This is a genomic window from Rhizobium leucaenae USDA 9039, assembly GCF_000426285.1.
GTDB classification, from domain to species: Bacteria; Pseudomonadota; Alphaproteobacteria; order Rhizobiales; family Rhizobiaceae; genus Rhizobium; species Rhizobium leucaenae.
In genome coordinates this window covers 123792-144392 of the sequence record NZ_AUFB01000004.1, presented here as the reverse complement: position 1 = coordinate 144392, position 20601 = coordinate 123792, and the positions used below count along the sequence as shown (strand labels likewise).

Here is a 20601-nt window from a genome sequence, read left to right as displayed (position 1 = left end):
TCGCGAGCCTGATGTCACCTATCCCGAATATGCTTTCGGAGATTTGATCGCGGCCGGTGATCGAGCATGGGCCGGCGCGCCATGAAGACGCCGATTTTGCGCGCGATGGACAAAGCATGAAGGAGAATTCGATGAAAAAGACCGATGCGCAGCCCTCGACCCGCCTGAACCTGACCCGCCGTCATTTTCTCGGCGCTGTGCTGGTGGCGGGTGCGGCAGGCGCGACACCCGTTGCGGCGTTTGCGCAGGCGCAGGCTGCTGCACTCAATCCCGGCATTGCCCAGGCAATCGCCGATCATTTCTCGTCCATCAAGACTATGAAGGGTGGCTTCCTGCAGATCGGGCCGCGTGGCGACCAGATGAGCGGGTCGTTTTTCATTCAGCGCCCCGGCAAGATGCGCTTCAACTATGACCCACCGTCCCGCATGCGTGTTATCTGCGACGGCAACAACGTGCAGGTCATCAACGACCAGACGCATACGAATAACATGTATCAGCTCTCGAAGACGCCGCTGAGCCTGTTGCTTGCCAACAAGATCGACCTTTCCGCCGACATGGTGCGCAATGTCGATGCGCAGCCGGATCTGACCAAGATCACGCTCGGCAATCGCACCGTCTTCGGTGATTCGACCATCGCGATGATCTTCGATTCCAAGACATACGACCTGCGCCAATGGACGGTCATCGACCCTCAGGGCAAGACGACGGATGTCATCATCAATAATGTGAAGACCAATATTTCCTTCGACGACAGCGTTTTCCGGATTGATTATACCGGTACGAACCGGTGATCGCCTGCCGGCCATGAGGAACGGGGAGAAGAGGTTGAATGATCTTCCTTTTCTCTCCTTGCCGGTCTAAATCCCTAGCCTGACTACAGATAAGGGTTTGGGCATGGGATTCTCAATTGCGACTTGGAACATCAACTCGGTGCGGCTGCGCATGCCGATCGTCGAGCAATTCGTGATGCAGGCCCGTCCCGATATTCTCTGCCTGCAGGAAACGAAGGTCCCGAACGAGCTCTTCCCGCTGTCGCCTTTGAGAGCGCTTGGCTACGAACACATCATCGTCCATGGGCAAAAGGGCTATCACGGCGTCGCCATCGCCTCGCGCTTCCCGCTGACTGAAGATCATCGGCAGGATTATTGCGGAGTCGGCGATAGCAGACATATCTCGGCGATCTTCGAACGCGGCGGCCGGCGCATTCGGCTGCATAATTTCTATGTTCCGGCCGGCGGCGACGAGCCGGATCGGACGATCAATCCGAAGTTCGGCCATAAGCTCGATTTCATCGAGGAGATGAAGCGGCTGCATGCCAATGCCGAGGCGAATACATCCGCAATCCTCGTCGGCGATCTCAACATCGCGCCGCTCGAACATGACGTCTGGTCGCACAAGCAGTTGCTAAAGATCGTCAGCCACACGCCGGTCGAAACCGATGGATTGATCGAGGTGATGAAGCGCGGGGCCTGGCTGGATCTGATGCGCCAGCAGGTGCCGGAGAACGAAAAGCTCTATACGTGGTGGAGCTACCGCGCCAAGGATTGGGAGGCAGCCGATCGCGGCCGGCGTCTCGACCACATCTGGTCATCATCCGATCTCGGCCCGCTCCTGCAGCGCATCGAGATCCTGAAGGCGGCACGCGGCTGGGACCGCCCATCCGACCACGTGCCGGTGATTGCGCATTTCAATCTCTGAGACTGAGTTCAGAGCTGCGCAGGCCATGGGGCCACCTCGATCCTTCGAGGCCTCGCCGCTTGCGCTGACGCTCCAGCGTCAAGGTGCCTCAGGATGAGGTGGCGAGAGTTTCGCGGCTGGGCGAGACGATCAGCTCTGATGGTGATGAAGGAGTTCGCTCCGCCCTCATGGTGAGGTGTGCGGGCCAAAGGCCGTAGCCTCGGACCACGAGGGTCGGCCTCCGGTTCCGCAACCGCGGAGGCCGGAGCCTCAAGAAAACCGGTGCAGCAACGCCGCCGCCTGCTTGGCGAGGACGGCGAAATTTTCGCGGACGCGGTTTTGGATGAGCAGACCGGCGTCGGGATATTCTTCGATCAGCCGGTGAAACAGCGCCCGCGTAATGCGGATGACATCGGAGTCTTCCAGTGCCACGGCGGTGTATTTGCGTTCCACCAGCGTCACCAGCGCCAGCTCGGAGAGCATGGCACCCTCGTGCACGGTGGCCTCGACATGCGGTTGCCCAGAGGGGTCAAGGGTGCTCAGCTCGAAGCTGCCGCGGGCGATGACATAGGCGCATTCGGCCGGCGATTTTTCGCGGAACAGAGTAAGCCCGGCCGTGACGTGACGGCGGTCGGCGCCGAAGGCGATCAACCGCAACGGCTCATCGCCCATGCCGTGGAAGAGCGGCAGTTGCGACAGCAGGCGGATATCGTCGTTGAGCGCCATCGCTATCGCCTATGGAATGATCTTGTAGCCGCCGTTTTCCGTTACCAGGATTTCGGCGTTGGAGGGATCGCGCTCGATCTTCTGGCGCAGGCGATAGACATGGGTTTCGAGCGTGTGGGTGGTGACGCCGGAATTGTAGCCCCAGACTTCTTCGAGAAGGATGTCACGCGTGACGACCTTCTGGTCGGCGCGGTAGAGATAGCGGATGATCGCCGCTTCCTTTTCCGTCAGGCGGATCTTCTGGCCGTCTTCCGTGGTCAGCAGCTTCTGGCTCGGCTTGAAGAGATAGCGGCCGACCGTGAAGGTCGCGTCCTCGCTCTGCTCGTGCTGGCGCAGTTGCGCACGGATGCGGGCGAGCAGCACGGCAAAACGGAATGGCTTGGTGACATAGTCGTTGGCGCCGGCTTCGAGACCGAGGATGGTATCGGAATCGGTGTCATGGCCCGTCAGCATGATGATCGGTGCCTTGAAGCCGTTCTTGCGCAGCAGCTTCACGGCTTCGCGGCCGTCCATATCGGGCAGGCCGACGTCCATGATCAGCAGATCGACGGGAGCGGCACGGGCGGCCTGGACACCCTTGGCGGCGGTCGCTTCCTGCACAACCGTAAATTCCTCGTAAAGGGACAGTTGCTCGACCAGCGTTTCACGCAGGTCGTTGTCGTCATCCACCAGTAGAATGGTGCGTGCGGTCATGCCGTTGCGGTCCTTGTTCTATTGCCTCCTAAGTCCTACGCCAAATTGCATTTTTAGCAAGTCGTGAGGCGGCTCAGGCTTGGTCGTCCAATTGAAACTGCTATGATTTCAAACGAAATCACACGCAAAGCAAAAACATGTGAGGAAAATGCAAAGAGCAAGGGCGGGCGACAGGAGGGCCGTTTCCACAATCGTCGTCCGTCCGGCGCCGGGGAAACCCACGCGCGCCCTGGTGCAGATCGGGCCGCTGACGCTGCCGGCGGCGATCGGCCGATCGGGCCGCAGCGTCATGAAGCGGGAGGGGGACGGCGCGACGCCGATTGCGGCGATGACGCTGCTTTACGGCTTTGTCCGTGGCGATCATGTCCCCTTTCTTCAGACGCCTTTGCAGATGCGGCGTATTCGCAAGGACATGCTCTGGTGCGACCAGCCCGAGGACGCCAATTACAACAGGCTCGTCAAAGCGCCGTTCAAGCCAAGCCATGAAGAGATGCTGCGGCGAGACGGGCTCTATGACATCTGCCTGGTACTCGACTGGAACATCCGCTCGCGCCGGCGCCATCGCGGCTCGGCGATCTTCTTTCATCTGATCAAGCATGGCTACGAGCCGACGGCGGGCTGCGTCGCGGTCAATCTTCGCGACATGCAGCGAATCCTGCCGCTGCTGCGCAAGGGGACGATCATCCGGGTTCTCTGAGCAGTGGGTTGGGATTAAAATTCTGGGTAGTGGGCTGGGGTTAAAATACCGACGTTCCCCACTATATAGGTTTGCGACCGGTGCGCCCGCGCGGGCTGAGGCCGGAGTCTTTTCTTTGCGAATTTAAATCACGCCTTCACTCCACCCACTTCTCATTCTCTGGAGACTTATCGTGACCACGCAACCGACAATCACGTTCAATGACGGAAATTCCATTCCGCAGGTCGGCCTCGGCGTCTGGCAGACGCCGGAAAACGTCGCGCCGATGGCGGTCAGCACGGCTCTCAAGGCCGGCTATCGCCATGTCGACACGGCCGCCATCTATGCCAACGAGGACGGCGTGGGCGAAGGCATGCGCCAGTCCGGCGTCGCCCGCAAGGACATCTTCCTGACCACCAAGCTCTGGAACGAAGCCCAGGGTTTCGACTCGACCCTGAGGGCATTCGATGAAAGCCTGAAGCGGCTCGGCACCGATTATGTCGATCTCTATCTCATCCATTGGCCGTCGCCGCATCGTGGGCGTTATGTCGATTCCTGGAAGGCTTTCCTGCGCATCAAGGAAGAAGGCCGCGCCCGCTCGATCGGCGTCTCCAATTTTGCCAAGGAGCATCTGGACCGCATCATCGGCGAGACCGGTGTCACCCCGGTATTGAACCAGATCGAATTGCATCCGACCTTCCAGCAGAAGGCCCTGCGCGAGGTGCACGACAAGCTCGGCATCAAGACGGAGTCGTGGAGCCCGCTCGGCCAAGGCAAGCTTCTCGGCAATGCCGTCATCGGCCAGGTCGCCGCCAAGTATGGCCGCACGCCGGCTCAGGTCATCATCCGCTGGCACATCGACAACGGCCTTATCGTCATCCCGAAATCGGTGACGCCGAGCCGTATCGAAGAAAACCTCAAGGTGTTCGACTTCAGGCTCGATGCCAATGATCTCGCCGATATCGCCAAATTGGATTCGGTTGGCGGACGTATTGGGCCGGACCCGCTGAAGGCTTCATTCTGATCGTCAGAACCTGCGGACGGATTGCCGTTCCGCCGGACACTCGGCTCGGCGCTGATACTCCGGGCCGCTTTACGCCCTCCAGTCGAAAGTTCTTCAAACGCGGCGGCGAAGCGCATTGACCACAAGGGCGAAGGCCGGCGAGGCCTGCCGCCTGCTCGGGTAATAGAGGTGATATCCGGCAAACGGCGGGCACCAATCCTCGAGAACCCTGACGAGCCGCCCGTCGCGCAGATAGGGCTGTACGATATCCTCCGGAAGATACGCCAATCCCAGCCCCGCCAATGCGGCATTCAGGCGGAGTGCAATATTGTTGAACACGAGCCGGCCTTCGACCCGCACCTTCAACTCCCGTCCTTCCTTCTCGAATTCCCAAGCATAGATGCCGCCATAGGTCGGCAGGCGCAGATTGATGCAATTGTGACCGGTCAGATCCTGCGGTGTCAGGGGTTTCGGCCGACCGTCAAAATATGCGGGAGCGCCGACGGTGGCCATACGCATGTCCGGACCGATGCGAACCGCGATCATGTCTCGCGCCACCTGTTCGCCCAACCGCACGCCGGCATCATATCGTTCGGCAACGATATCGGTCAGGCCATAGTCGACGATGATTTCCACATGGACGTCCGGATATTGCGGCAGCAACGGTTCCAGCGCCGGCCATAGAATGGTTTCGGCCGCGTGCTCGCCGGCGGTGATGCGAATGGTGCCTGCCGCCTTTTCACGAAATTCGCGAGGGCGGCCAGTTCATTTTCGATCTCGTCAAAACGGGGCCCTATGGTCACCAGCAACCGCTCGCCTGCTTCGGTCGGCGAGACGCTGCGGGTGGTGCGGGTCAGCAATCTCAGCCCCAGACGAGCCTCAAGTCCCCGGATAGTATGGCTGAGCGCCGATTGCGAAACCCCGAGTTTTGCGGCTGCTTTGGTGAAGCTCTGTTCCCGCGCCACGGCGAGGAACGCAATCAGGTCGTTGACGGGCTGACGCGGCATTCATGAAACTTTCTCATAAGCCTTTGCCACTTCTACCATCTAATCGAGACCAATCGCACGTCTTAAATTCCGAGCATCAGCAGCCGAATTGATCGGCTGCGTATTAGTCAAAGGATGAGATCATGGACATCAAACGAAACGGTTCGCAGCCATCGGGCAAGGGACCGGCCGACTGGTTTACAGGAACGATCCGTGTGGATCCGCTGTTTCAGCCCCATGATTCCACACGCGCGGCTGCTGCCAGCGTCACATTCGAGCCGGGCGCCCGTACGGCATGGCATACCCACCCCGTCGGCCAAACCCTGATCGTGACGGCCGGGCTCGGCCGGGTACAGCGCGAGGGTGGTCCCATCGAAGAGATACGGCCGGGTGACGTTGTCTGGTTTGCTCCGGGCGAGAAGCATTGGCACGGCGCTTCTCCCACCACGGCCATGACCCATATCGCCATCCAGGAACACCGCGACGGCAAGGTCGTCGAGTGGATGGAGCATGTCAGCGACGAGCAATATCAAGCCTGATGGAGAAGAAGCCATGCAGATGCGCAAACTTGGAAACAACGGTCTCGAAGTCTCAGTCCTCGGTCTCGGATGCATGGGCTTGAGCTATGGCTATGGCCCCGCAACGGACATGCAGGACGCGATCAAGCTGATCCGCTCGGCCTTCGACCGCGGCGTCACCTTCTTTGACACCGCCGAAGCCTATGGCCCCTACAAGAATGAGCAGCTTCTGGGCGAAGCCCTGGCGCCCATTCGGGAAAAGGTCGTGATCGCAACGAAGTTCGGCTTCGAATTCGATGCGAATGGCGGCCAGAGCGGCATGAACAGCCGGCCGGAACACATCCGCTGGGTTGCCGAAGCCGCTCTGACGCGTCTGAAGACCGACGTCATCGACCTGTTCTATCAACATCGGGTCGATCCCAACGTCCCGATCGAGGATGTCGCTGGTGCGGTGAGGGATCTGATCCGGGAAGGCAAGGTCAAGCATTTCGGATTGTCGGAGGCCGGCGCACAGACGATCCGGCGTGCCCATGCGGTGCAACCGGTCGCAGCCCTTCAAAGCGAATATTCGCTCTGGTGGAGGGAGCCGGAACAAGAGGTCCTGCCGACGCTCGAAGAACTTGGCATCGGCTTCGTTCCGTTCAGTCCGTTGGGCAAAGGCTTCCTCACCGGCGCGATCAGCGAAAACACCACATTCGACAGCAAGGACTTCCGCAACATCGTCCCGCGCTTCACGCCGGAAGCCAGAAGAGCGAACCAAGTCCTCGTCGATCTGCTGGGCGCAATCGCGGCGCAGAAGCGGGCGACGCCGGCTCAGATCGCCCTTGCCTGGCTGCTCGCTCAAAAGCCCTGGATCGTTCCGATCCCCGGCACCACTAAGATGCACAGGCTTGAAGAGAACATCGGCGCGGCTGATGTTGTGCTTACTGTCGACGAACTTCGCAATATCGAAGGCGCACTTTCGCAGATCGCCGTGCAGGGGGACCGTTATCCTCCGCATCTGCAAGCAAGGGTGAACCGCTAAGCGGATACTACCCGGAAAGGAAAAGCCATGACACAAGGCATCACGGACAAGGTGGTTGTCATCACCGGAGCAAGCAGCGGTCTCGGCGAGGCGGCTGCCCGCCGCCTGGCGAAGGACGGAGCCAAATTGGTGCTGGGAGCACGCCGCCTCGATCGGCTGAAGGCTCTCGCCGAGGAGCTTTCGCTGGATCCTCAAGCCGTCCTGCAGACCGATGTGACGCAGTTCGAGCAGGTCAAGCATCTCGTCGACCGCGCAGTGAAGCTCCACGGCCGTATCGACCTCATCATCAACAATGCCGGACTGATGCCGCACTCTCCTCTGGAGCGCTGCAGGGTCGAGGATTGGGATCGCATGATCGATGTGAATCTCAAGGGGGTCCTTTACGGCATCGGCGCAGCGCTGCCGCACATGAAGGCGCAGAAGAGCGGCCACATCATCAACGTGTCCTCGGTGGCCGGCCACAAGGTCAACCCGGGAGGAGCGGTCTATGCCGCGACGAAGCATGGCGTACGGGTGATCTCCGAGGGGTTGCGGCAGGGGGTCAAGCCTTACAACATCCGGACAACCATCATCTCGCCCGGCGCGGTCGCAACCGAGCTTCCCGACAGCATCACCGAAGCTGACGTCGCCGAGCGTGTTCGGAAGGTCTATGAGCTCGCTATCCCTGCCGATTCCTTCGCGAGCATGGTTGCGTTTGCTATGAGCCAGCCGGAAGACGTTGACATCAACGAGATACTATTCAGGCCGACCCGACAAGAATACTGAGCGTGAAAGTGACCCGTGATCCGCGGGCCACTTTTCGGAGGTTCAGTTTGCGGCGGAGTTCTCCAGCGCAGAGGTTTCGAGGTCGGCTAAATATTTGCCGAGCAATGCGTTCAACGCTGCTCTCTCCTCTTCCGACAGGCTTGCGACGAGACGGGCCTGCGTCTCGACATGGGCCGCCACTGCGCTGTCGATCAGCGCAAATCCCTTTTCGGTCAGCGACACCAGAAAGCTGCGGCCGTCTTCGGGATTGGTGCCGCGGGCGACAAGGCCTGCTTTTTCCAGTTGATCGATGCGGTTGGTCATGGTGCCGGAGGTGACCATCATGGCGGCCATCAGATCGCTGGGCGAGAGAGCATAGGGCGCTCCTGAGCGGCGCAGGGTCGCCAGCACGTCGAAGGTTGCGCGATTTAAGCCGAATTGCGCGAAAGTCCGATCCATCTCACGGCCGAGATGATGGGCGACGTTTCCGAGGCGGCCGATCAATCCCATCGGGGTGGTGTCGAGATCGGGCCGTTCCCGGTTCCATTGGGCAAGAATCTTGTCGATGCGATCCATGTCCAGACATCGCCATGGAAAAACCTTGACGTCAAGATATTTTGAATTATCTTGAGGTCAAGGTAAATTTGGACGCATGACATGACGCGCAATTCCGACCTATTGCTGACCGCCGTCTCGCCCACGATCTGGGGCAGCACCTATCTGGTGACGACGCAGCTTTTGCCCGCCGGCTATCCCCTCACGGTCGCCCTGTTGCGTGCGCTGCCCGCAGGGCTGCTTCTGCTCGCGATTGTCAGGCGATTGCCGCACGGCATCTGGTGGGCGAGATCGCTCGTCCTTGGCGCGCTGAATTTTTCCATCTTCTGGTGGATGTTGTTCATTTCCGCCTACCGGCTGCCGGGCGGAGTGGCGGCAACTGTCGGTGCGATCCAACCGCTGATCGTCATCGTGCTCGCCCGCCTTTTGCTGGGCTCGCCGATCCGCGGCTTGTCCATCGCGGCGGCCCTTGCCGGCATTGTCGGCGTCGCCTTGCTGATCCTTACGCCGGGGGCGGCGCTCGATCCGCTCGGCATTGCGGCCGGGGTTGGCGGTGCTGTCTCCATGGCGGCCGGTACCGTACTCAGCCGGCGCTGGCGGCCGGATGTCTCGCCGCTCACCTTCACCGCCTGGCAGTTGACATCAGGCGGCTTGCTGTTGCTCCCTTTCGCCATGATGATAGAGCCGCCGCTTCCCTTTCCGACTCCCGCCAATATCTTAGGTTTTGCCTATCTCGGCCTGATCGGAGCGGCGCTCACCTACATTCTCTGGTTTCGCGGCCTGTCGCGCCTGGAGCCATCCGTCGTCTCGCCGCTCGGCTTTCTCAGTCCCATGACCGCGGTGATCCTCGGCTGGGCAGCGCTCGGTCAGCAGCTAAGTCCGATGCAGATATTCGGTATTGCCATCGTGCTTGGCAGCGTCTGGCTCAGTCAGCGGACGCAGCTTCCTTCGGCCGGGAAATCAGCGCCCGCCGATCCGACAATCGCGTCGAAACGATAGAGCGGCGACGGCAATCTACTTCGTCCATCGCACAAACAAAAAAGGCGGCCCGAAAGCCGCCTTTTCCATCGGTTACCTAAAACCAATCAGTTCCATTCGCGAATATCGACGAAGTGGCCGGCGATCGCGGCGGCTGCGGCCATGGCGGGCGACACCAGATGGGTGCGGCCCTTGAAGCCCTGGCGGCCTTCGAAGTTGCGATTCGAGGTCGAAGCGCAACGCTCACCCGGCTTTAGGCGGTCGTCGTTCATCGCAAGGCACATGGAACAGCCCGGTTCGCGCCAGTCGAAGCCGGCAGCCTTGAAGATCTTGTCGAGGCCTTCGGCTTCCGCCTGTTCCTTCACAAGACCGGAGCCCGGAACGATCATGGCGTCGACAGTCGATGCCACCGTCTTGCCTTCGACGACTTTGGCGACGGCACGCAGGTCCTCGATGCGGCCGTTGGTGCAGGAGCCGATGAAGACGCGATCGACGTTGATCTCGGTCATCGGCGTGCCCGGCTTCAGGCCCATATAGTCGAGCGCACGCCACTTGGAGGCACGCTTGGTCTCGTCCTGAATCTCGTCCGGGTTCGGCACGATGCCCTGAACGGAGACGACGTCTTCCGGAGACGAGCCCCAGGAGACGATCGGCGGCAGGTTGGCGGCATCGAGCGTCACGATGCGATCGTAATGCGCTCCTTCGTCCGACTTCAGCGTCTTCCAGTAGGCGATGGCCTGTTCCAGAGCTTCGCCCTTCGGCGCGCGCGGCTTGCCCTTGATGTATTCGAAGGTGATCTCGTCGGGCGCGATCAGGCCGGCACGGGCGCCGCCTTCGATCGACATGTTGCAGATGGTCATGCGGCCTTCCATCGACAGCGAGCGAATGGCTTCGCCGGCATATTCGATGACGTAGCCGGTGCCGCCAGCAGTGCCGATTTCACCGATGATGGCGAGGATGATGTCCTTGGCGGTGACGCCGGGCGGAAGCTGGCCGTCGACCTGCACGAGCATGTTCTTCGCCTTCTTCTGGATCAGCGTCTGGGTCGCCAGAACATGTTCCACTTCGGAGGTGCCGATGCCGTGCGCCAAGGAGCCGAAGGCGCCGTGGGTCGAGGTATGGCTGTCACCGCAGACGATGGTCATGCCAGGCAGGGTGAAGCCCTGCTCGGGGCCGATGATGTGGACGATGCCCTGGCGCTTGTCGTTCTCGGAGTAGTATTCGACGCCGAATTCCGCGGCGTTCTTGGCGAGCGCCTCGACCTGGATGCGGCTTTCTTCGTTCTTGATGCCGAGATGGCGGTCAGGAGAGGTCGGGACGTTATGGTCGACGACGGCGAGCGTCTTTTCCGGCGCGCGGACCTTGCGGCCGGTCATGCGCAGGCCTTCGAAGGCTTGCGGCGACGTCACTTCGTGAACGAGGTGACGGTCGATGTAGAGGAGACAGGTGCCATCGTCCTGGGCGTCGACGAGATGGTCATCCCAGATTTTGTCGTAAAGGGTGCGTGGAGCGCTCATGGCTAAAGATCCATATTGGCATTGTCGAAAATGGGGAGTGACGGATCAGGACCGCCGGCCTCGGGAGTGATCAGCGAAGTCGGCTGTTGAGCGCGCCCGAAATCATCGCAAAGAATCGGGCCGGCAGGCGCTTATGGTCCTGCAGCACGAAAGCCGTGACGACTTGTCCGTCTTTGCTCATGATCTTATTCATGGGCATGCTCATATCAATTTTCAAAACCTTCGGCAATGGCGGCGATAGGGTGTGTAGGGAAGGGCCGGCATTTGGCCGCACCAATCACACTTGCGCACCCGGCGGCTGTGCCGCCGCCATGCGGCGGAATGCAGAGCGATCGCTGCCTGAACGTCGGCGCATCCACGCTTCGAGTTGCCTGAGCAGCAGCGACAGACCGATCGTCAGCAACAGATAGATGAAGGCGAGGATCGAAAGCGTTTCGAAGTATCGGAAATTGGCCGAGTAGTAGAGCTTGGCAAGCTGGGTGATATCGGCCACCCCGAGGACGGAAACCAGCGAGCTGTCTTTCACCATCGCGATGAAGTCGTTGGACAGCGGGGGCAGGATGACGCGGATCGCCTGCGGAAAGACGACGAGGCGGAAGCGCTGGAAGCGGGTGAGGCCCAGCGCCTTTGCCGCTTCGATCTGGCCCTGGTCGACCGCCTGGATGCCGGCGCGGAAGATCTCCGCGATGAAGGACGAATAGCCGATCGTCAGCGCGATGATCGTGCGCCAGACGAACGGCACGTCCCGTACCACAAGCGGGCTTGTCCAGCCGATGGAAATCAACGGCGAGATGATGACGTTATAGACGGCGACGAAGGCCGGTGTGCCGACGAAGGCGACGTAGGAGAGCAGCACCAGCATCGGAATGCCGCGCACGATCTCGATATAGAAGCGCGCGACCTGCCGCAGCACGAGGAAGTCCGACAGGCCGAGCAGCGCAAGTCCGAGGCCTAGCAGCATGGCAAGCGTAAATGCCACCAGCGTCACGAAGATCGTGACGCCGATGCCGTTGAGCAGAAGAGAGAAGATCTGGGCGTAAAGGCCGTTTGCCGCGATTGCGATGGAAACGACGACGCCAAGTATGGCGAGGGCGACCAACCACCAGGGAAAGTCCTCCTTGCCGTGGGGCCCGCCGGGGCCTGCCAATGGTGCCATCAGAGCGGGCTTCCAGTATGTCGATCTGCAGGGCTCATTGGCCCATCTTATAGTCGAGGAACCACTTCTTGTTCAGCGCTTCGAAGGTGCCGTCGGCCTTGAGGCTGGCGATCGCTGCATTGATCGGGGCAACGAGATCGGAGCCCTTCTGAAAGATGAAGCCGAAATCTTCGGTGCCGAGCGGGTCGCCGATCAGCTTCAGGCCGCCGTTCGAAGCGTCGACATAACCCTTGCCGGCGGTGCCGTCGGTCAGCACCAGATCGACATCGCCCGTCTTCAGCGCCTGCACGGTCGCTCCGAAAGTTTCGAAGGTCTTGATGCGCGGGTTCTGCTCGTTGCCGTCGAGGACTTCATAGACGGCGGTGTAGAAGGGAGTCGTGCCTGGCTGCGCGCCGATCAGGCCTTCCTTAAAAGCGGCGAAGCTCTTGGCATCCGTGAAGCGCTTCTCGTCACCACGCACCAGCATGAACTGCTGCGAGCGCATATAGGGATCGGAGAAGTCGACCTTCTGCTTGCGGTCTTCCTTGATGGTGATGCCGGTCATGCCGATGTTGTACTGGCCTTCGGAGACCGCCTGGATCATCGCATCCCAGCTTGTGTTCTGTTACTCGACCTTGAAGTTCAGCCGCTTGGCGATCTCGTTCATCGCATCATATTCCCAGCCGATCGGCTTGCCCGACTTGGGGTCGACGAATTGCAGGGGCGGATAGGCATTCTCGGTGACGACAACGACGGTCTTGCCGTTGAGATTCGGCAGCTCGGCGGCAAAGGAGGCAAAGGGTGCAAGCACAAGGGCGGTAAGGCCCAGAAGGAACGAACGACGGAATGCCATGGAAATCTCCCCGGATAGTGTGATGGAAAATTGTCATATTTAGAAAGCGAATGGCAAGGCTATTGCCATGGCGGCGATGATAAAAACAGAAAAGCCGCTCCAAAGCTCGTGGTCTGCGGAGAATTTTCCTTCATCTTTTTCCCCGCAACAAAAAAGGCGACCGGAAGGCCGCCTTGATCTCTGCAATCCCTGGGGAAAGCTTATTCTGCTGCCGTTTCCGCGGCGGCTGCAGCGGCTTCGGCTGCTGCCTTTGCTTCGGCGGCTTCTGCTGCTGCCTTTTCGGCTGCGAGAGCCTGAGCTGCGGCAACCTTTTCAGCCTCGACGCGAGCCTTTTCGTCGGCAATGGCCTGGCGCTCGGAATCGTTGAGCTTGCGGGCGCGGGTGCCGGTGTTTTCGACGATACGAGCAGCCTTACCGCGCAGGTCGCGCAGGTAGTAGAGCTTGGCGCGACGGACCTTACCACGGCGAACGACTTCGACGCTTTCGATCATCGGGGAGTAAACCGGGAATACGCGCTCGACGCCTTCGCCGTAGGAGATCTTGCGGACGGTGAAGTTTTCCTGCAGACCGCCGCCGGAGCGGGCGATGCAAACGCCTTCATAGGCCTGAACGCGTGTACGGTTGCCTTCCGTGACCTTCACGTTGACGCGGACGGTATCGCCGGCCGAGAACTCGGGAAGGGTGCGCTTGGCTTCGATCTTCGCGGCCTGTTCGGCTTCCAACTGCTGAATGATGTTCATGTTATCAACCTCTTTGTTGGTTCAACAGCCAGAGCGCCCTGAACGATCTATCTTTGGTCGGACCTATAGGTCTCGCCTTGGATATATGCCCGCGAAGGCAGGAGCGAATACGTCTGCTTTTCTTTGGTGGTTGATGGGAAATTTCCCATGCCGGGCGCGCACATATCCTATTGTCGCGGCTTTGTCACCCCTTTATGGGGCAATTTTATGAGCGAGACGTCGCTTTTGAGGGGCGCACTCCGTCCGCTGGCTAAAAAATAAGCCGATATCCGAAGCGTTTAAATAATTGTCAAAATTCACGTCGTGCGGCACACTTCTCTCGTTAGGGGAACTGACAAAAAGTTTCGCCAGGGGAACTGAGAAAAGGGGCAGTCATGACAGTGAATAATCCATCGCCCTCGCTTTACAACGAGGATCTAGCACCAGCCGAAGAGCGGAAATGGGGAGCTTTCAGTATTTTCAACGTCTGGACCTCGGACGTCCATAGTCTGTGGGGCTACTATCTCGCCGCCAGTCTTTTTCTGCTCTGCGGCAGCTTCATCAACTTCGTCATCGCCATCGGCATCGGTTCGCTGGTGATCTTCTTCTTCATGAGCCTTGTGGGAAACGCCGGCGTCAAGACTGGCGTGCCCTTCCCGGTGCTGGCGCGTGCTTCGTTCGGCACATTCGGCGCCAATCTGCCGGCGCTGGTCCGCGCCGTCGTTGCCTGCTTCTGGTATGGCGCGCAGACGGCGGCCGCCTCCGGTGCGATCGTCGCACTGCTGACGCGCAACGACAGCATTCTTGCCTTCCATCAGAACAGCCACTTGCTCGGCCACTCCACGCTGGAAATCATCTGCTATGTCATCGTATGGGCCTTGCAGTTGCTGATCATTCAGCACGGCATGGAGACGGTGCGCAAGTTTCAGGATTGGGCCGGTCCGGCGGTCTGGGTGATGATGCTTTTTCTTGCCGTCTATCTGGTGGTGAAGTCCGGCACCTTCTCCTTCGGCGCCGAAATTCCGCGAGATGTGCTGCTCGAGAAGACCAAGGACGCCGGCGTGCCGGGTGAACCGGGCAGCTTTGCCGCGCTTGCCGCAGTCGCCGCGACCTGGATCACCTATTTTGCGGCGCTCTATCTGAACTTCTGCGATTTCTCGCGCTATGCAACGGACACGAAAACCCTGCGCAAAGGCAATCTTTGGGGTCTGCCGATCAACCTTTTGGCTTTCTGCCTCGTTGCGGGCGTGACGACCACGGCAGCATTTGCCGTTTATGGCGAAGTGCTGCTGCATCCGGAAGCGATCTCGGCAAAATTCGACAGTTGGTTCCTGGCCTTGCTGGCGGCGCTCACCTTCGCGGTGGCGACGCTCGGCATCAACGTCGTGGCGAATTTCGTCTCGCCGGCCTTCGACTTCGCCAATGTCTTCCCGAAGCACATCAGCTTCAAGCGCGGCGGCTATATCGCAGCATTGATCGCGCTGGTGCTTTATCCCTTCGCGCCATGGGAGACCGGTGCCGCGCATTTCGTCAACTTCATCGGTTCCACCATGGGCCCGATCTTCGGCATCATGATGGTCGACTATTATCTGATCCGCAAAGGTCAGCTAAACGTCGAGGCGCTCTATCATGAGAATGGCGAGTTCGAATTCCAGAGCGGCTGGCACGTCAACGCTTTGATCGCCTTCGTCATCGGCGGCCTGTTCTCGTCGATCCTGCCGACCTTCACCAGCATTCTGCCGGATTGGTGGGGGACCTATGGCTGGTTCTTCGGCGTCGCCATCGGCGGCGGGGTCTATTATGTGCTGAGGATGCGCGGCGCACCGGCTGCCGCCGCTTTGCAAAAGTAATATGCGATGTCCGGCTTCGGTCGGGCATTTGCCACAAAGCTTTGATCCGCCACTCCTGAAGTGGCGGATCAAGCAAATTCGCCGGGTCACCATAGTTTATAATGGCAGCGGCCTGCCGGCCTGCTCGCTGACCATGTACTCGGCATACCAAGCCGGCCATTCCTCATCACGCTTGCCGGTCCGCTTCTCGTGTTCGCCATGGGCCATCTCTGCGCGGCGGAGCGCGCTTGCGAGATCGGCCGGCGAGGTGAACGTCGTCGTATTCGCGTCCACGCGTCCGGGCAATCTTCCCGTGATCTCCTGCAACAGCCAGCCATTGCCGTCCGGATCGTTGAACGAGGCGAAGGAACGGTAGCTGCGGTGATCGGGATCGCGACCGCTGACCCGAATTCGCCCAAACAGATAGGGTTCGTCCGCGCCGGCGTAAACGCCGCCGGCATTGTGGAACACCTCGCTGATCTCGGCGCCGCGGCTGCGCAGCTCCTTGCGGGCGGCTTCGATGTCGGAGACGATCAGGTAGAGCCCCTTTGCGGAGCCGGGTGCTGCCGCGGTGACGTTCTTGCCGAAGATAACAGAGCAACCGGAGCCCGGCGGCGTAAACTGGATAACGCGGTAGCCGCCATCATCGGAGGCGAAATCGGCGTCAAGCCTCCAACCCAGTCCATCGTAAAAACGCTTGGCGCGATCGACATCCGAAACTGGGATGACGACAATCTCGAATTTCATATCAAGGGAATTGCTCATGCTCAGCTCCTTAGGTTTGGGTGCCTTGAGAGGAATGACACATGTTCAAATTCAAGCAGGCGGATAATAGGGATGGCACGCAGCCAGATCAATTACCCTGAGGTATTAGCGGGAGAATGTGCTATCTGGGATTGTGTAGAATTTCGATTGAACGATGGGGTTTCGGCAGGCGCCCCCCTTCGATCGGCTACTCCCTGGGCGTTTGATCAAGCAAATCCGGCCGGCGTTCTTTCGTCAGTTTCTCCGCCTCTTGCCTCTGCCATTTGGCGATGGCGCCGTGATTGCCTGACGTCAGTACCGCCGGGATTTCGCGGCCTTCCCAGACCTGCGGCCGCGTATACTGCGGATGTTCGAGCAGGCCGCCTTCAAAACTTTCGTGCAGGCCGGAAAGATCGTTGCCCATGACGCCGGGCAGAATGCGGACGATGGCGTCGAGCAGGATCAGCGCCGCCGGCTCGCCTCCGGAGAGGATGTAATCGCCGATCGAGACCTCTTCGAGATTGCGCCCGTCGATCACCCGCTGGTCGACACCTTCGAAACGGCCGCAGACGATGATGACGCCGTCGCCGGCGGCGAGTTTCCGAACGCGCTTCTGAGTCAGCGGTTTTCCACGCGGGCTCATCAGCAGCCGCGGGCGATCGTCGTTTTCACTGGCGTGGTCGATAGCGCGGGCAAGCACGTCCGGTTTCAGCACCATGCCGGCCCCGCCGCCGGCCGGCGTATCATCGACGGTCCGGTGCTTGTCGGTGGCGAAATCGCGGATCTGCACGGTGTCCAGCGACCATTGCCCGCGCTCCATCGCCTTGCCGGCGAGAGATGCGCCGAGGTGGCCCGGAAACATTTCCGGATACAGCGTCAGGATGGTTGCCCGGAAACTCATGGCCGGGTCATTTCTTTGTTTTGCCGGAGCGCTTCGGTGGCTTGCCGGTGAACTCGTCGGGGTTGTCGACCAAGCCTGCCGCCATCGGGTCGATCAGGATCTTCCCGCCTTCAAGATCGATTTCCAGCACGGCGGCTTCTGAAAAGGGGATGAGTACCGGGCGCTTGCCGGGGCCTTTCAACTCCAGCAGGTCGCCGGCGCCGAAATCATAGATGCCGCTGACAGTGCCATAGCCGGTGCCCTTGTCATCGACCGCTTCCAGGCCCTCGAGATCGGCATAAAAGAACTCGTCATCCTCCAGCTCGTCGTCGGGCAGGTTGTCTCGCTCGATATAGAGTTCCAGCCCGTTCAGCGCCTCGGCGGCATTGCGGTCGTTGACGCCGCGAAAGCGGACGATCACCACGTTCTTGGCTTCGCGGATTTCCAATACTTCGAAGGTACGGCCGTCGAGGCTGTGCAGATGGCCGTAGTCGCCGAGCGCTGTGGGATCGGAGGTGAATGCGCGGGCGCGCACTTCGCCTCTCAGGCCCTGCGCGGCGCCGATGGTGGCCATCAATACCGGGTTTTCAAGTTTCGTCATGGTCCTGTGCCGACTGCCAGAAGATCGATTGCGTTCTCTCATAAGATGAACGCTCGCCGATGGGAACAAAAAACGGGCGGCATGTCGCCATGCCACCCGTTTCAAATAGGCGTCGCGGCCGATTATTCAGCAGCAGCGGCGGCGTCAGCAGCCTTCTGTGCCTTTTCAGCAGCGCGTTCCTGGGCGCGCTTGCCCGGCTTTGCCTTTTCCGGGTTGTTCTTGGCTTCGCGCGTAGCAATGCCGGCTTCGGCGAGGAAGCGCAGAACGCGGTCGGTCGGCTGGGCGCCGCGGTCGAGCCAATGCTTGATGCGCTCGGCCTTGAGTTCAACGCGCTTGGCGTCGTCCTTGGCAAGCATCGGGTTCCAGGAGCCGAGGGTCTCCAGGAAACGGCCGTCGCGTGGCGAGCGAGCGTCGGCAACGACGACGTGATAATACGGGCGCTTCTTGGAGCCACCGCGGGCGAGACGAATTTTCAGTGCCATGTCTTTACTCCTTAGGCTTTTCTTGACCGCTTCGTTTTGGCGGTATGGTTACTTCGCGCTGCTGTCTTGTGTGTCGCATGATCTCTTCCGAAAACCGCTTCACACTTTTTGCTACGCGGTCCTTCGGTTCGGGATCATGCTTTGAGATCAGCAGCGATCTGTTCATGATGCCGGATGACTTCCTTGATGACGAAGTTCAGGAACTTCTCGGCGAAATCCGGGTCCAGATTTGCGTCCTTTGCCAGGCGGCGCAGGCGTTCGATCTGGTATTCCTCGCGCGCCGGATCAGCCGGCGGCAGATTGTATTTGGCCTTCAGCACACCGACTTCCTTTGTGCAGCGGAAGCGTTCGGCCAGCATATGCACCAGTGCGGCATCGATATTGTCGATCGACTGGCGGTAGTTGCCCAGTTGGGCTTTGACGTCTGGATCAATCATCGGGTCTGCGATCCTTCTCACTTTTTCTTCGGCAAACCGGGCAGTCCCGGCAAACCACCACCAAGGCCGGGGAGCTTGGCGCCGCCGAGACCCGGCAAACCGCCGCCGCCGCCAAGACCCGGCAATCCGCCCGGCATACCGCCGGGACGTCCGATACCAGCGGCTTCCGCCTGCTTCTGCAGGGCTTCGAGCTGCTTGGGATCGATGTTCGAAAGGTCTGGCATGCCGCCCATGCCGCCGCCGAGGCCCATCTTGCCGGCAAGGCCGCCCATGAGCTGCTTCATCATGCCGCCTTTGCCCTTGCCGCCCATCATCTTCATCATGTCCGCCATCTGGCGGTGCATCTTCAGAAGCTTGTTGATGTCGGAGGCGTCGGTGCCGGAGCCGCTAGCGATGCGCTTCTTGCGGGAATGCTTCAGGAGGTCGGGATTGGCGCGCTCGGCCTTGGTCATCGAGGAGATGATGGCGAGCTGGCGGCCGAAAAGCTTGTCGTTGAGGCCTGCAGCGGCCATCTTGTCCTTCATGCCGGCCATGCCGGGCATCATGCCCATGATGCCGCCCATGCCGCCCATCTTCTGCATCTGCTTGAGCTGGTCGGCGAGGTCGTTCAGATCGAACTTGCCCTTGGCCATCTTGGCAGCCATGGCGGCCGCCTTTTCGGCGTCGATATTCTCCGCCGCCTTTTCGACCAGCGAGACGATGTCGCCCATGCCGAGGATGCGGTCGGCGATACGGCGGGGGTGGAATTCTTCCAGCTCGCCCATCTTTTCGCCGACACCGATCAGCTTGATCGGCTTGCCGGTGACGGCGCGCATCGAAAGGGCGGCACCGCCACGGCCGTCGCCATCCATACGGGTCAGCACGAGGCCGGTGATGCCGACGCGCTCATCGAAATTGCGGGCGAGATTGACGGCGTCCTGACCGGTCAAGCTATCGGCGACCAGCAGGATTTCATGCGGATTCGATTTCTTCTTGATGTCCGCCATCTCGACCATGAGCGGCTCGTCGATATGCGTACGGCCGGCGGTGTCGAGGATGACGATGTCATGGCCGCCGAGCTTGGCCGCCTGCACGGCGCGTGCGGCAATATCGGTCGGCGACTGGCCGGCGATGACCGGCAGGGTGTCGACGCCCGTTTGAACGCCAAGCTGGCGCAACTGCTCCTGCGCGGCCGGACGGCGCGTGTCGAGCGAGGCCATCAGGACCTTCTTGCGGTCGCGGCTCGTCATGCGGCTGGCGATCTTCGCCGTGGTGGTCGTCTTACCAGAACCTTGTAGACCAACCATCATGACGACGACCGGAGCCGGGGCGTTGAGGTCGATGCCGACACCTTCGCCGCCGAGCATTTCGATCAGCTCGTCATGAACGATCTTGACGACCATCTGGCCAGGCTTGATCGACTTCAGGATCTCGGCGCCGACGGCCTTTTCACGGACGCGATCGGTAAAGGAGCGCACGACGTCCAGCGCCACGTCGGCTTCCAACAGCGCGCGGCGAACCTCGCGGAGTGCTGCGGAAACATCGGCTTCCGAAAGCGCGCCGCGGCCAGTCAGTCCATTCAGAATGGAACCAAGACGGTCCTGGAGGTTTTCAAACATCAATTCTTCCTTATCGATCGCTTGGGATTTGGACTTGCGCAACTTGCGCGGTTCCTCGCCCGAAAACGTCGTGCTTTTCCATGACGAAAACAAGACGCAAAGCCAAAAAGCACCCGAGGGCGCATCGCGCTGTCGGGTGTTGACCTCCGGGATCTCTTTATACCTTAACGGGTCCCGGTCGGTGGCTCGGAGGCTTGTGCTCGTCGCAGATGGCGGGGATAAACAG

Annotated in this window: 22 protein-coding genes and 2 pseudogenes; 9 read left to right on the top strand and 15 right to left on the bottom strand. The window is 60.3% G+C overall.

The genetic code is table 11. From position 1 onward, the window contains the following. Positions 1 to 131: 131 nt before the first annotated feature. Positions 132 to 791, top strand: a complete 660-nt coding sequence (locus tag K290_RS0107755; protein WP_028751374.1) for an outer-membrane lipoprotein carrier protein LolA — start codon at positions 132 to 134, stop codon at positions 789 to 791. Positions 792 to 894: 103 nt separating this feature from the next. Continuing rightward, the gene (locus K290_RS0107750) at positions 895 to 1698 is read left to right on the top strand and encodes an exodeoxyribonuclease III (RefSeq protein ID WP_028751373.1); all 804 of its coding nucleotides are present in this window, start codon (positions 895 to 897) and stop codon (positions 1696 to 1698) included. Between the two features lie 249 nt (positions 1699 to 1947). On the opposite strand, the gene K290_RS0107745 is transcribed toward K290_RS0107750, so the two are convergent. Both K290_RS0107745 and K290_RS0107740 read right to left on the bottom strand, forming a co-directional pair. Then, positions 1948 to 2403, bottom strand: a complete 456-nt coding sequence (locus K290_RS0107745) for a cyclic nucleotide-binding domain-containing protein (protein WP_028751372.1) — start codon at positions 2401 to 2403, stop codon at positions 1948 to 1950. Positions 2404 to 2412: 9 nt separating this feature from the next. Continuing rightward, positions 2413 to 3096: a response regulator transcription factor gene (locus K290_RS0107740; protein WP_028751371.1), complete on the bottom strand. Its 684-nt coding sequence runs from the start codon at positions 3094 to 3096 to the stop codon at positions 2413 to 2415. 148 nt (positions 3097 to 3244) lie between these two features. On the opposite strand from K290_RS0107740, the gene K290_RS0107735 reads away from it, so the two are divergent. Then, entirely contained in the window at positions 3245 to 3793 is a 549-nt protein-coding gene (locus K290_RS0107735) for a L,D-transpeptidase family protein (RefSeq protein WP_028751370.1), read from the top strand. Positions 3794 to 3965: 172 nt separating this feature from the next. Then, the gene (locus K290_RS0107730; RefSeq protein WP_028751369.1) at positions 3966 to 4796 is read left to right on the top strand and encodes an aldo/keto reductase; all 831 of its coding nucleotides are present in this window, start codon (positions 3966 to 3968) and stop codon (positions 4794 to 4796) included. A gap of 93 nt (positions 4797 to 4889) precedes the next feature. On the opposite strand, the pseudogene K290_RS33910 reads toward K290_RS0107730, so the two are convergent. Continuing rightward, a pseudogene (locus K290_RS33910) lies at positions 4890 to 5782 on the bottom strand (LysR family transcriptional regulator). Positions 5783 to 5904: 122 nt separating this feature from the next. Here K290_RS33910 and K290_RS0107720 point away from each other — a divergent pair. From K290_RS0107720 to K290_RS0107710, 3 genes are read left to right on the top strand one after another with little or no spacing between them, the layout of a single operon-like run. Further along, positions 5905 to 6300, top strand: coding sequence for a (R)-mandelonitrile lyase (locus tag K290_RS0107720; RefSeq protein WP_028751368.1), 396 nt, complete (start codon positions 5905 to 5907; stop codon positions 6298 to 6300). A 13-nt stretch (positions 6301 to 6313) separates the two neighbouring features. Continuing rightward, a complete protein-coding gene (locus K290_RS0107715) occupies positions 6314 to 7303 on the top strand; it encodes an aldo/keto reductase (RefSeq protein WP_028751367.1) in 990 nt (329 codons plus the stop codon). Between the two features lie 27 nt (positions 7304 to 7330). Further along, positions 7331 to 8068 (top strand): SDR family oxidoreductase, encoded by a 738-nt coding sequence (locus K290_RS0107710; RefSeq protein WP_028751366.1) that lies wholly within the window; start codon positions 7331 to 7333, stop codon positions 8066 to 8068. 42 nt (positions 8069 to 8110) lie between these two features. Here the strand turns inward: K290_RS0107710 and K290_RS0107705 are convergent, their stop codons facing one another. Next, positions 8111 to 8623, bottom strand: coding sequence for a MarR family winged helix-turn-helix transcriptional regulator (locus K290_RS0107705; RefSeq protein ID WP_028751365.1), 513 nt, complete (start codon positions 8621 to 8623; stop codon positions 8111 to 8113). 81 nt (positions 8624 to 8704) lie between these two features. Here K290_RS0107705 and K290_RS0107700 point away from each other — a divergent pair, with 81 nt between their 5' ends. Next, a complete protein-coding gene (locus K290_RS0107700; RefSeq protein ID WP_028751364.1) occupies positions 8705 to 9601 on the top strand; it encodes an EamA family transporter in 897 nt (298 codons plus the stop codon). A gap of 86 nt (positions 9602 to 9687) precedes the next feature. Here the strand turns inward: K290_RS0107700 and leuC are convergent, their stop codons facing one another. The 5 genes and pseudogenes from leuC to rplS all read right to left on the bottom strand — a co-directional run bounded on the left by leuC (position 9688) and on the right by rplS (position 13825). After that, a complete protein-coding gene (gene leuC, locus K290_RS0107695; RefSeq protein ID WP_028751363.1) occupies positions 9688 to 11097 on the bottom strand; it encodes a 3-isopropylmalate dehydratase large subunit in 1410 nt (469 codons plus the stop codon). Positions 11098 to 11167: 70 nt separating this feature from the next. Beyond that, on the bottom strand, positions 11168 to 11290 hold the full coding sequence (locus K290_RS38725; RefSeq protein ID WP_280749438.1) for a hypothetical protein: 123 nt from the start codon (positions 11288 to 11290) through the stop codon (positions 11168 to 11170). An 84-nt stretch (positions 11291 to 11374) separates the two neighbouring features. After that, positions 11375 to 12253 (bottom strand): amino acid ABC transporter permease, encoded by an 879-nt coding sequence (locus K290_RS0107685; protein ID WP_028751362.1) that lies wholly within the window; start codon positions 12251 to 12253, stop codon positions 11375 to 11377. Positions 12254 to 12287: 34 nt separating this feature from the next. Continuing rightward, a pseudogene (locus K290_RS33905) lies at positions 12288 to 13085 on the bottom strand (basic amino acid ABC transporter substrate-binding protein). Positions 13086 to 13285: 200 nt separating this feature from the next. Next, a complete protein-coding gene (rplS, locus tag K290_RS0107675) occupies positions 13286 to 13825 on the bottom strand; it encodes a 50S ribosomal protein L19 (RefSeq protein WP_028751361.1) in 540 nt (179 codons plus the stop codon). Positions 13826 to 14199: 374 nt separating this feature from the next. Between rplS and K290_RS0107670 the strand changes: the two genes are divergently transcribed. Beyond that, a complete protein-coding gene (locus K290_RS0107670) occupies positions 14200 to 15654 on the top strand; it encodes an NCS1 family nucleobase:cation symporter-1 (protein WP_028751360.1) in 1455 nt (484 codons plus the stop codon). 96 nt (positions 15655 to 15750) lie between these two features. Here the strand turns inward: K290_RS0107670 and K290_RS0107665 are convergent, their stop codons facing one another. From K290_RS0107665 to ffh, 6 genes are all read right to left on the bottom strand, one after another. Continuing rightward, a complete protein-coding gene (locus tag K290_RS0107665) occupies positions 15751 to 16398 on the bottom strand; it encodes a VOC family protein (RefSeq protein ID WP_051263956.1) in 648 nt (215 codons plus the stop codon). 187 nt (positions 16399 to 16585) lie between these two features. Then, positions 16586 to 17278, bottom strand: a complete 693-nt coding sequence (gene trmD, locus K290_RS0107660) for a tRNA (guanosine(37)-N1)-methyltransferase TrmD (RefSeq protein WP_028751358.1) — start codon at positions 17276 to 17278, stop codon at positions 16586 to 16588. Positions 17279 to 17285: 7 nt separating this feature from the next. Further along, positions 17286 to 17858: a ribosome maturation factor RimM gene (gene rimM / locus K290_RS0107655; RefSeq protein ID WP_028751357.1), complete on the bottom strand. Its 573-nt coding sequence runs from the start codon at positions 17856 to 17858 to the stop codon at positions 17286 to 17288. 122 nt (positions 17859 to 17980) lie between these two features. Next, positions 17981 to 18340, bottom strand: a complete 360-nt coding sequence (gene rpsP / locus K290_RS0107650) for a 30S ribosomal protein S16 (RefSeq protein WP_028751356.1) — start codon at positions 18338 to 18340, stop codon at positions 17981 to 17983. Between the two features lie 134 nt (positions 18341 to 18474). Further along, positions 18475 to 18777: a chorismate mutase gene (locus K290_RS0107645; protein ID WP_028751355.1), complete on the bottom strand. Its 303-nt coding sequence runs from the start codon at positions 18775 to 18777 to the stop codon at positions 18475 to 18477. A gap of 17 nt (positions 18778 to 18794) precedes the next feature. Further along, positions 18795 to 20375 (bottom strand): signal recognition particle protein, encoded by a 1581-nt coding sequence (gene ffh, locus K290_RS0107640; protein WP_028751354.1) that lies wholly within the window; start codon positions 20373 to 20375, stop codon positions 18795 to 18797. Positions 20376 to 20601: the final 226 nt, after the last annotated feature.

Bases quoted from the DNA above. Each gene is read 5' to 3' on its own strand.
- K290_RS0107735 (WP_028751370.1), top strand. From the start codon at position 3,245: ATGCAAAGAGCAAGGGCGGGCGACAGGAGGGCCGTTTCCACAATCGTC.
- K290_RS0107685 (WP_028751362.1), bottom strand. From the start codon at position 12,253: ATGGCACCATTGGCAGGCCCCGGCGGGCCCCACGGCAAGGAGGACTTT.
- K290_RS0107720 (WP_028751368.1), top strand. From the start codon at position 5,905: ATGGACATCAAACGAAACGGTTCGCAGCCATCGGGCAAGGGACCGGCC.
- K290_RS0107750 (WP_028751373.1), top strand. From the start codon at position 895: ATGGGATTCTCAATTGCGACTTGGAACATCAACTCGGTGCGGCTGCGC.
- K290_RS0107715 (WP_028751367.1), top strand. From the start codon at position 6,314: ATGCAGATGCGCAAACTTGGAAACAACGGTCTCGAAGTCTCAGTCCTC.
- K290_RS0107755 (WP_028751374.1), top strand. From the start codon at position 132: ATGAAAAAGACCGATGCGCAGCCCTCGACCCGCCTGAACCTGACCCGC.
- K290_RS0107700 (WP_028751364.1), top strand. From the start codon at position 8,705: ATGACGCGCAATTCCGACCTATTGCTGACCGCCGTCTCGCCCACGATC.
- K290_RS0107670 (WP_028751360.1), top strand. From the start codon at position 14,200: ATGACAGTGAATAATCCATCGCCCTCGCTTTACAACGAGGATCTAGCA.
- ffh (WP_028751354.1), bottom strand. From the start codon at position 20,375: ATGTTTGAAAACCTCCAGGACCGTCTTGGTTCCATTCTGAATGGACTG.
- K290_RS0107740 (WP_028751371.1), bottom strand. From the start codon at position 3,096: ATGACCGCACGCACCATTCTACTGGTGGATGACGACAACGACCTGCGT.
- K290_RS0107745 (WP_028751372.1), bottom strand. From the start codon at position 2,403: ATGGCGCTCAACGACGATATCCGCCTGCTGTCGCAACTGCCGCTCTTC.
- K290_RS0107665 (WP_051263956.1), bottom strand. From the start codon at position 16,398: ATGAGCAATTCCCTTGATATGAAATTCGAGATTGTCGTCATCCCAGTT.
- leuC (WP_028751363.1), bottom strand. From the start codon at position 11,097: ATGAGCGCTCCACGCACCCTTTACGACAAAATCTGGGATGACCATCTC.
- rplS (WP_028751361.1), bottom strand. From the start codon at position 13,825: ATGAACATCATTCAGCAGTTGGAAGCCGAACAGGCCGCGAAGATCGAA.
- K290_RS38725 (WP_280749438.1), bottom strand. From the start codon at position 11,290: ATGAATAAGATCATGAGCAAAGACGGACAAGTCGTCACGGCTTTCGTG.
- K290_RS0107710 (WP_028751366.1), top strand. From the start codon at position 7,331: ATGACACAAGGCATCACGGACAAGGTGGTTGTCATCACCGGAGCAAGC.
- K290_RS0107705 (WP_028751365.1), bottom strand. From the start codon at position 8,623: ATGGATCGCATCGACAAGATTCTTGCCCAATGGAACCGGGAACGGCCC.
- K290_RS0107645 (WP_028751355.1), bottom strand. From the start codon at position 18,777: ATGATTGATCCAGACGTCAAAGCCCAACTGGGCAACTACCGCCAGTCG.
- trmD (WP_028751358.1), bottom strand. From the start codon at position 17,278: ATGAGTTTCCGGGCAACCATCCTGACGCTGTATCCGGAAATGTTTCCG.
- rimM (WP_028751357.1), bottom strand. From the start codon at position 17,858: ATGACGAAACTTGAAAACCCGGTATTGATGGCCACCATCGGCGCCGCG.
- rpsP (WP_028751356.1), bottom strand. From the start codon at position 18,340: ATGGCACTGAAAATTCGTCTCGCCCGCGGTGGCTCCAAGAAGCGCCCG.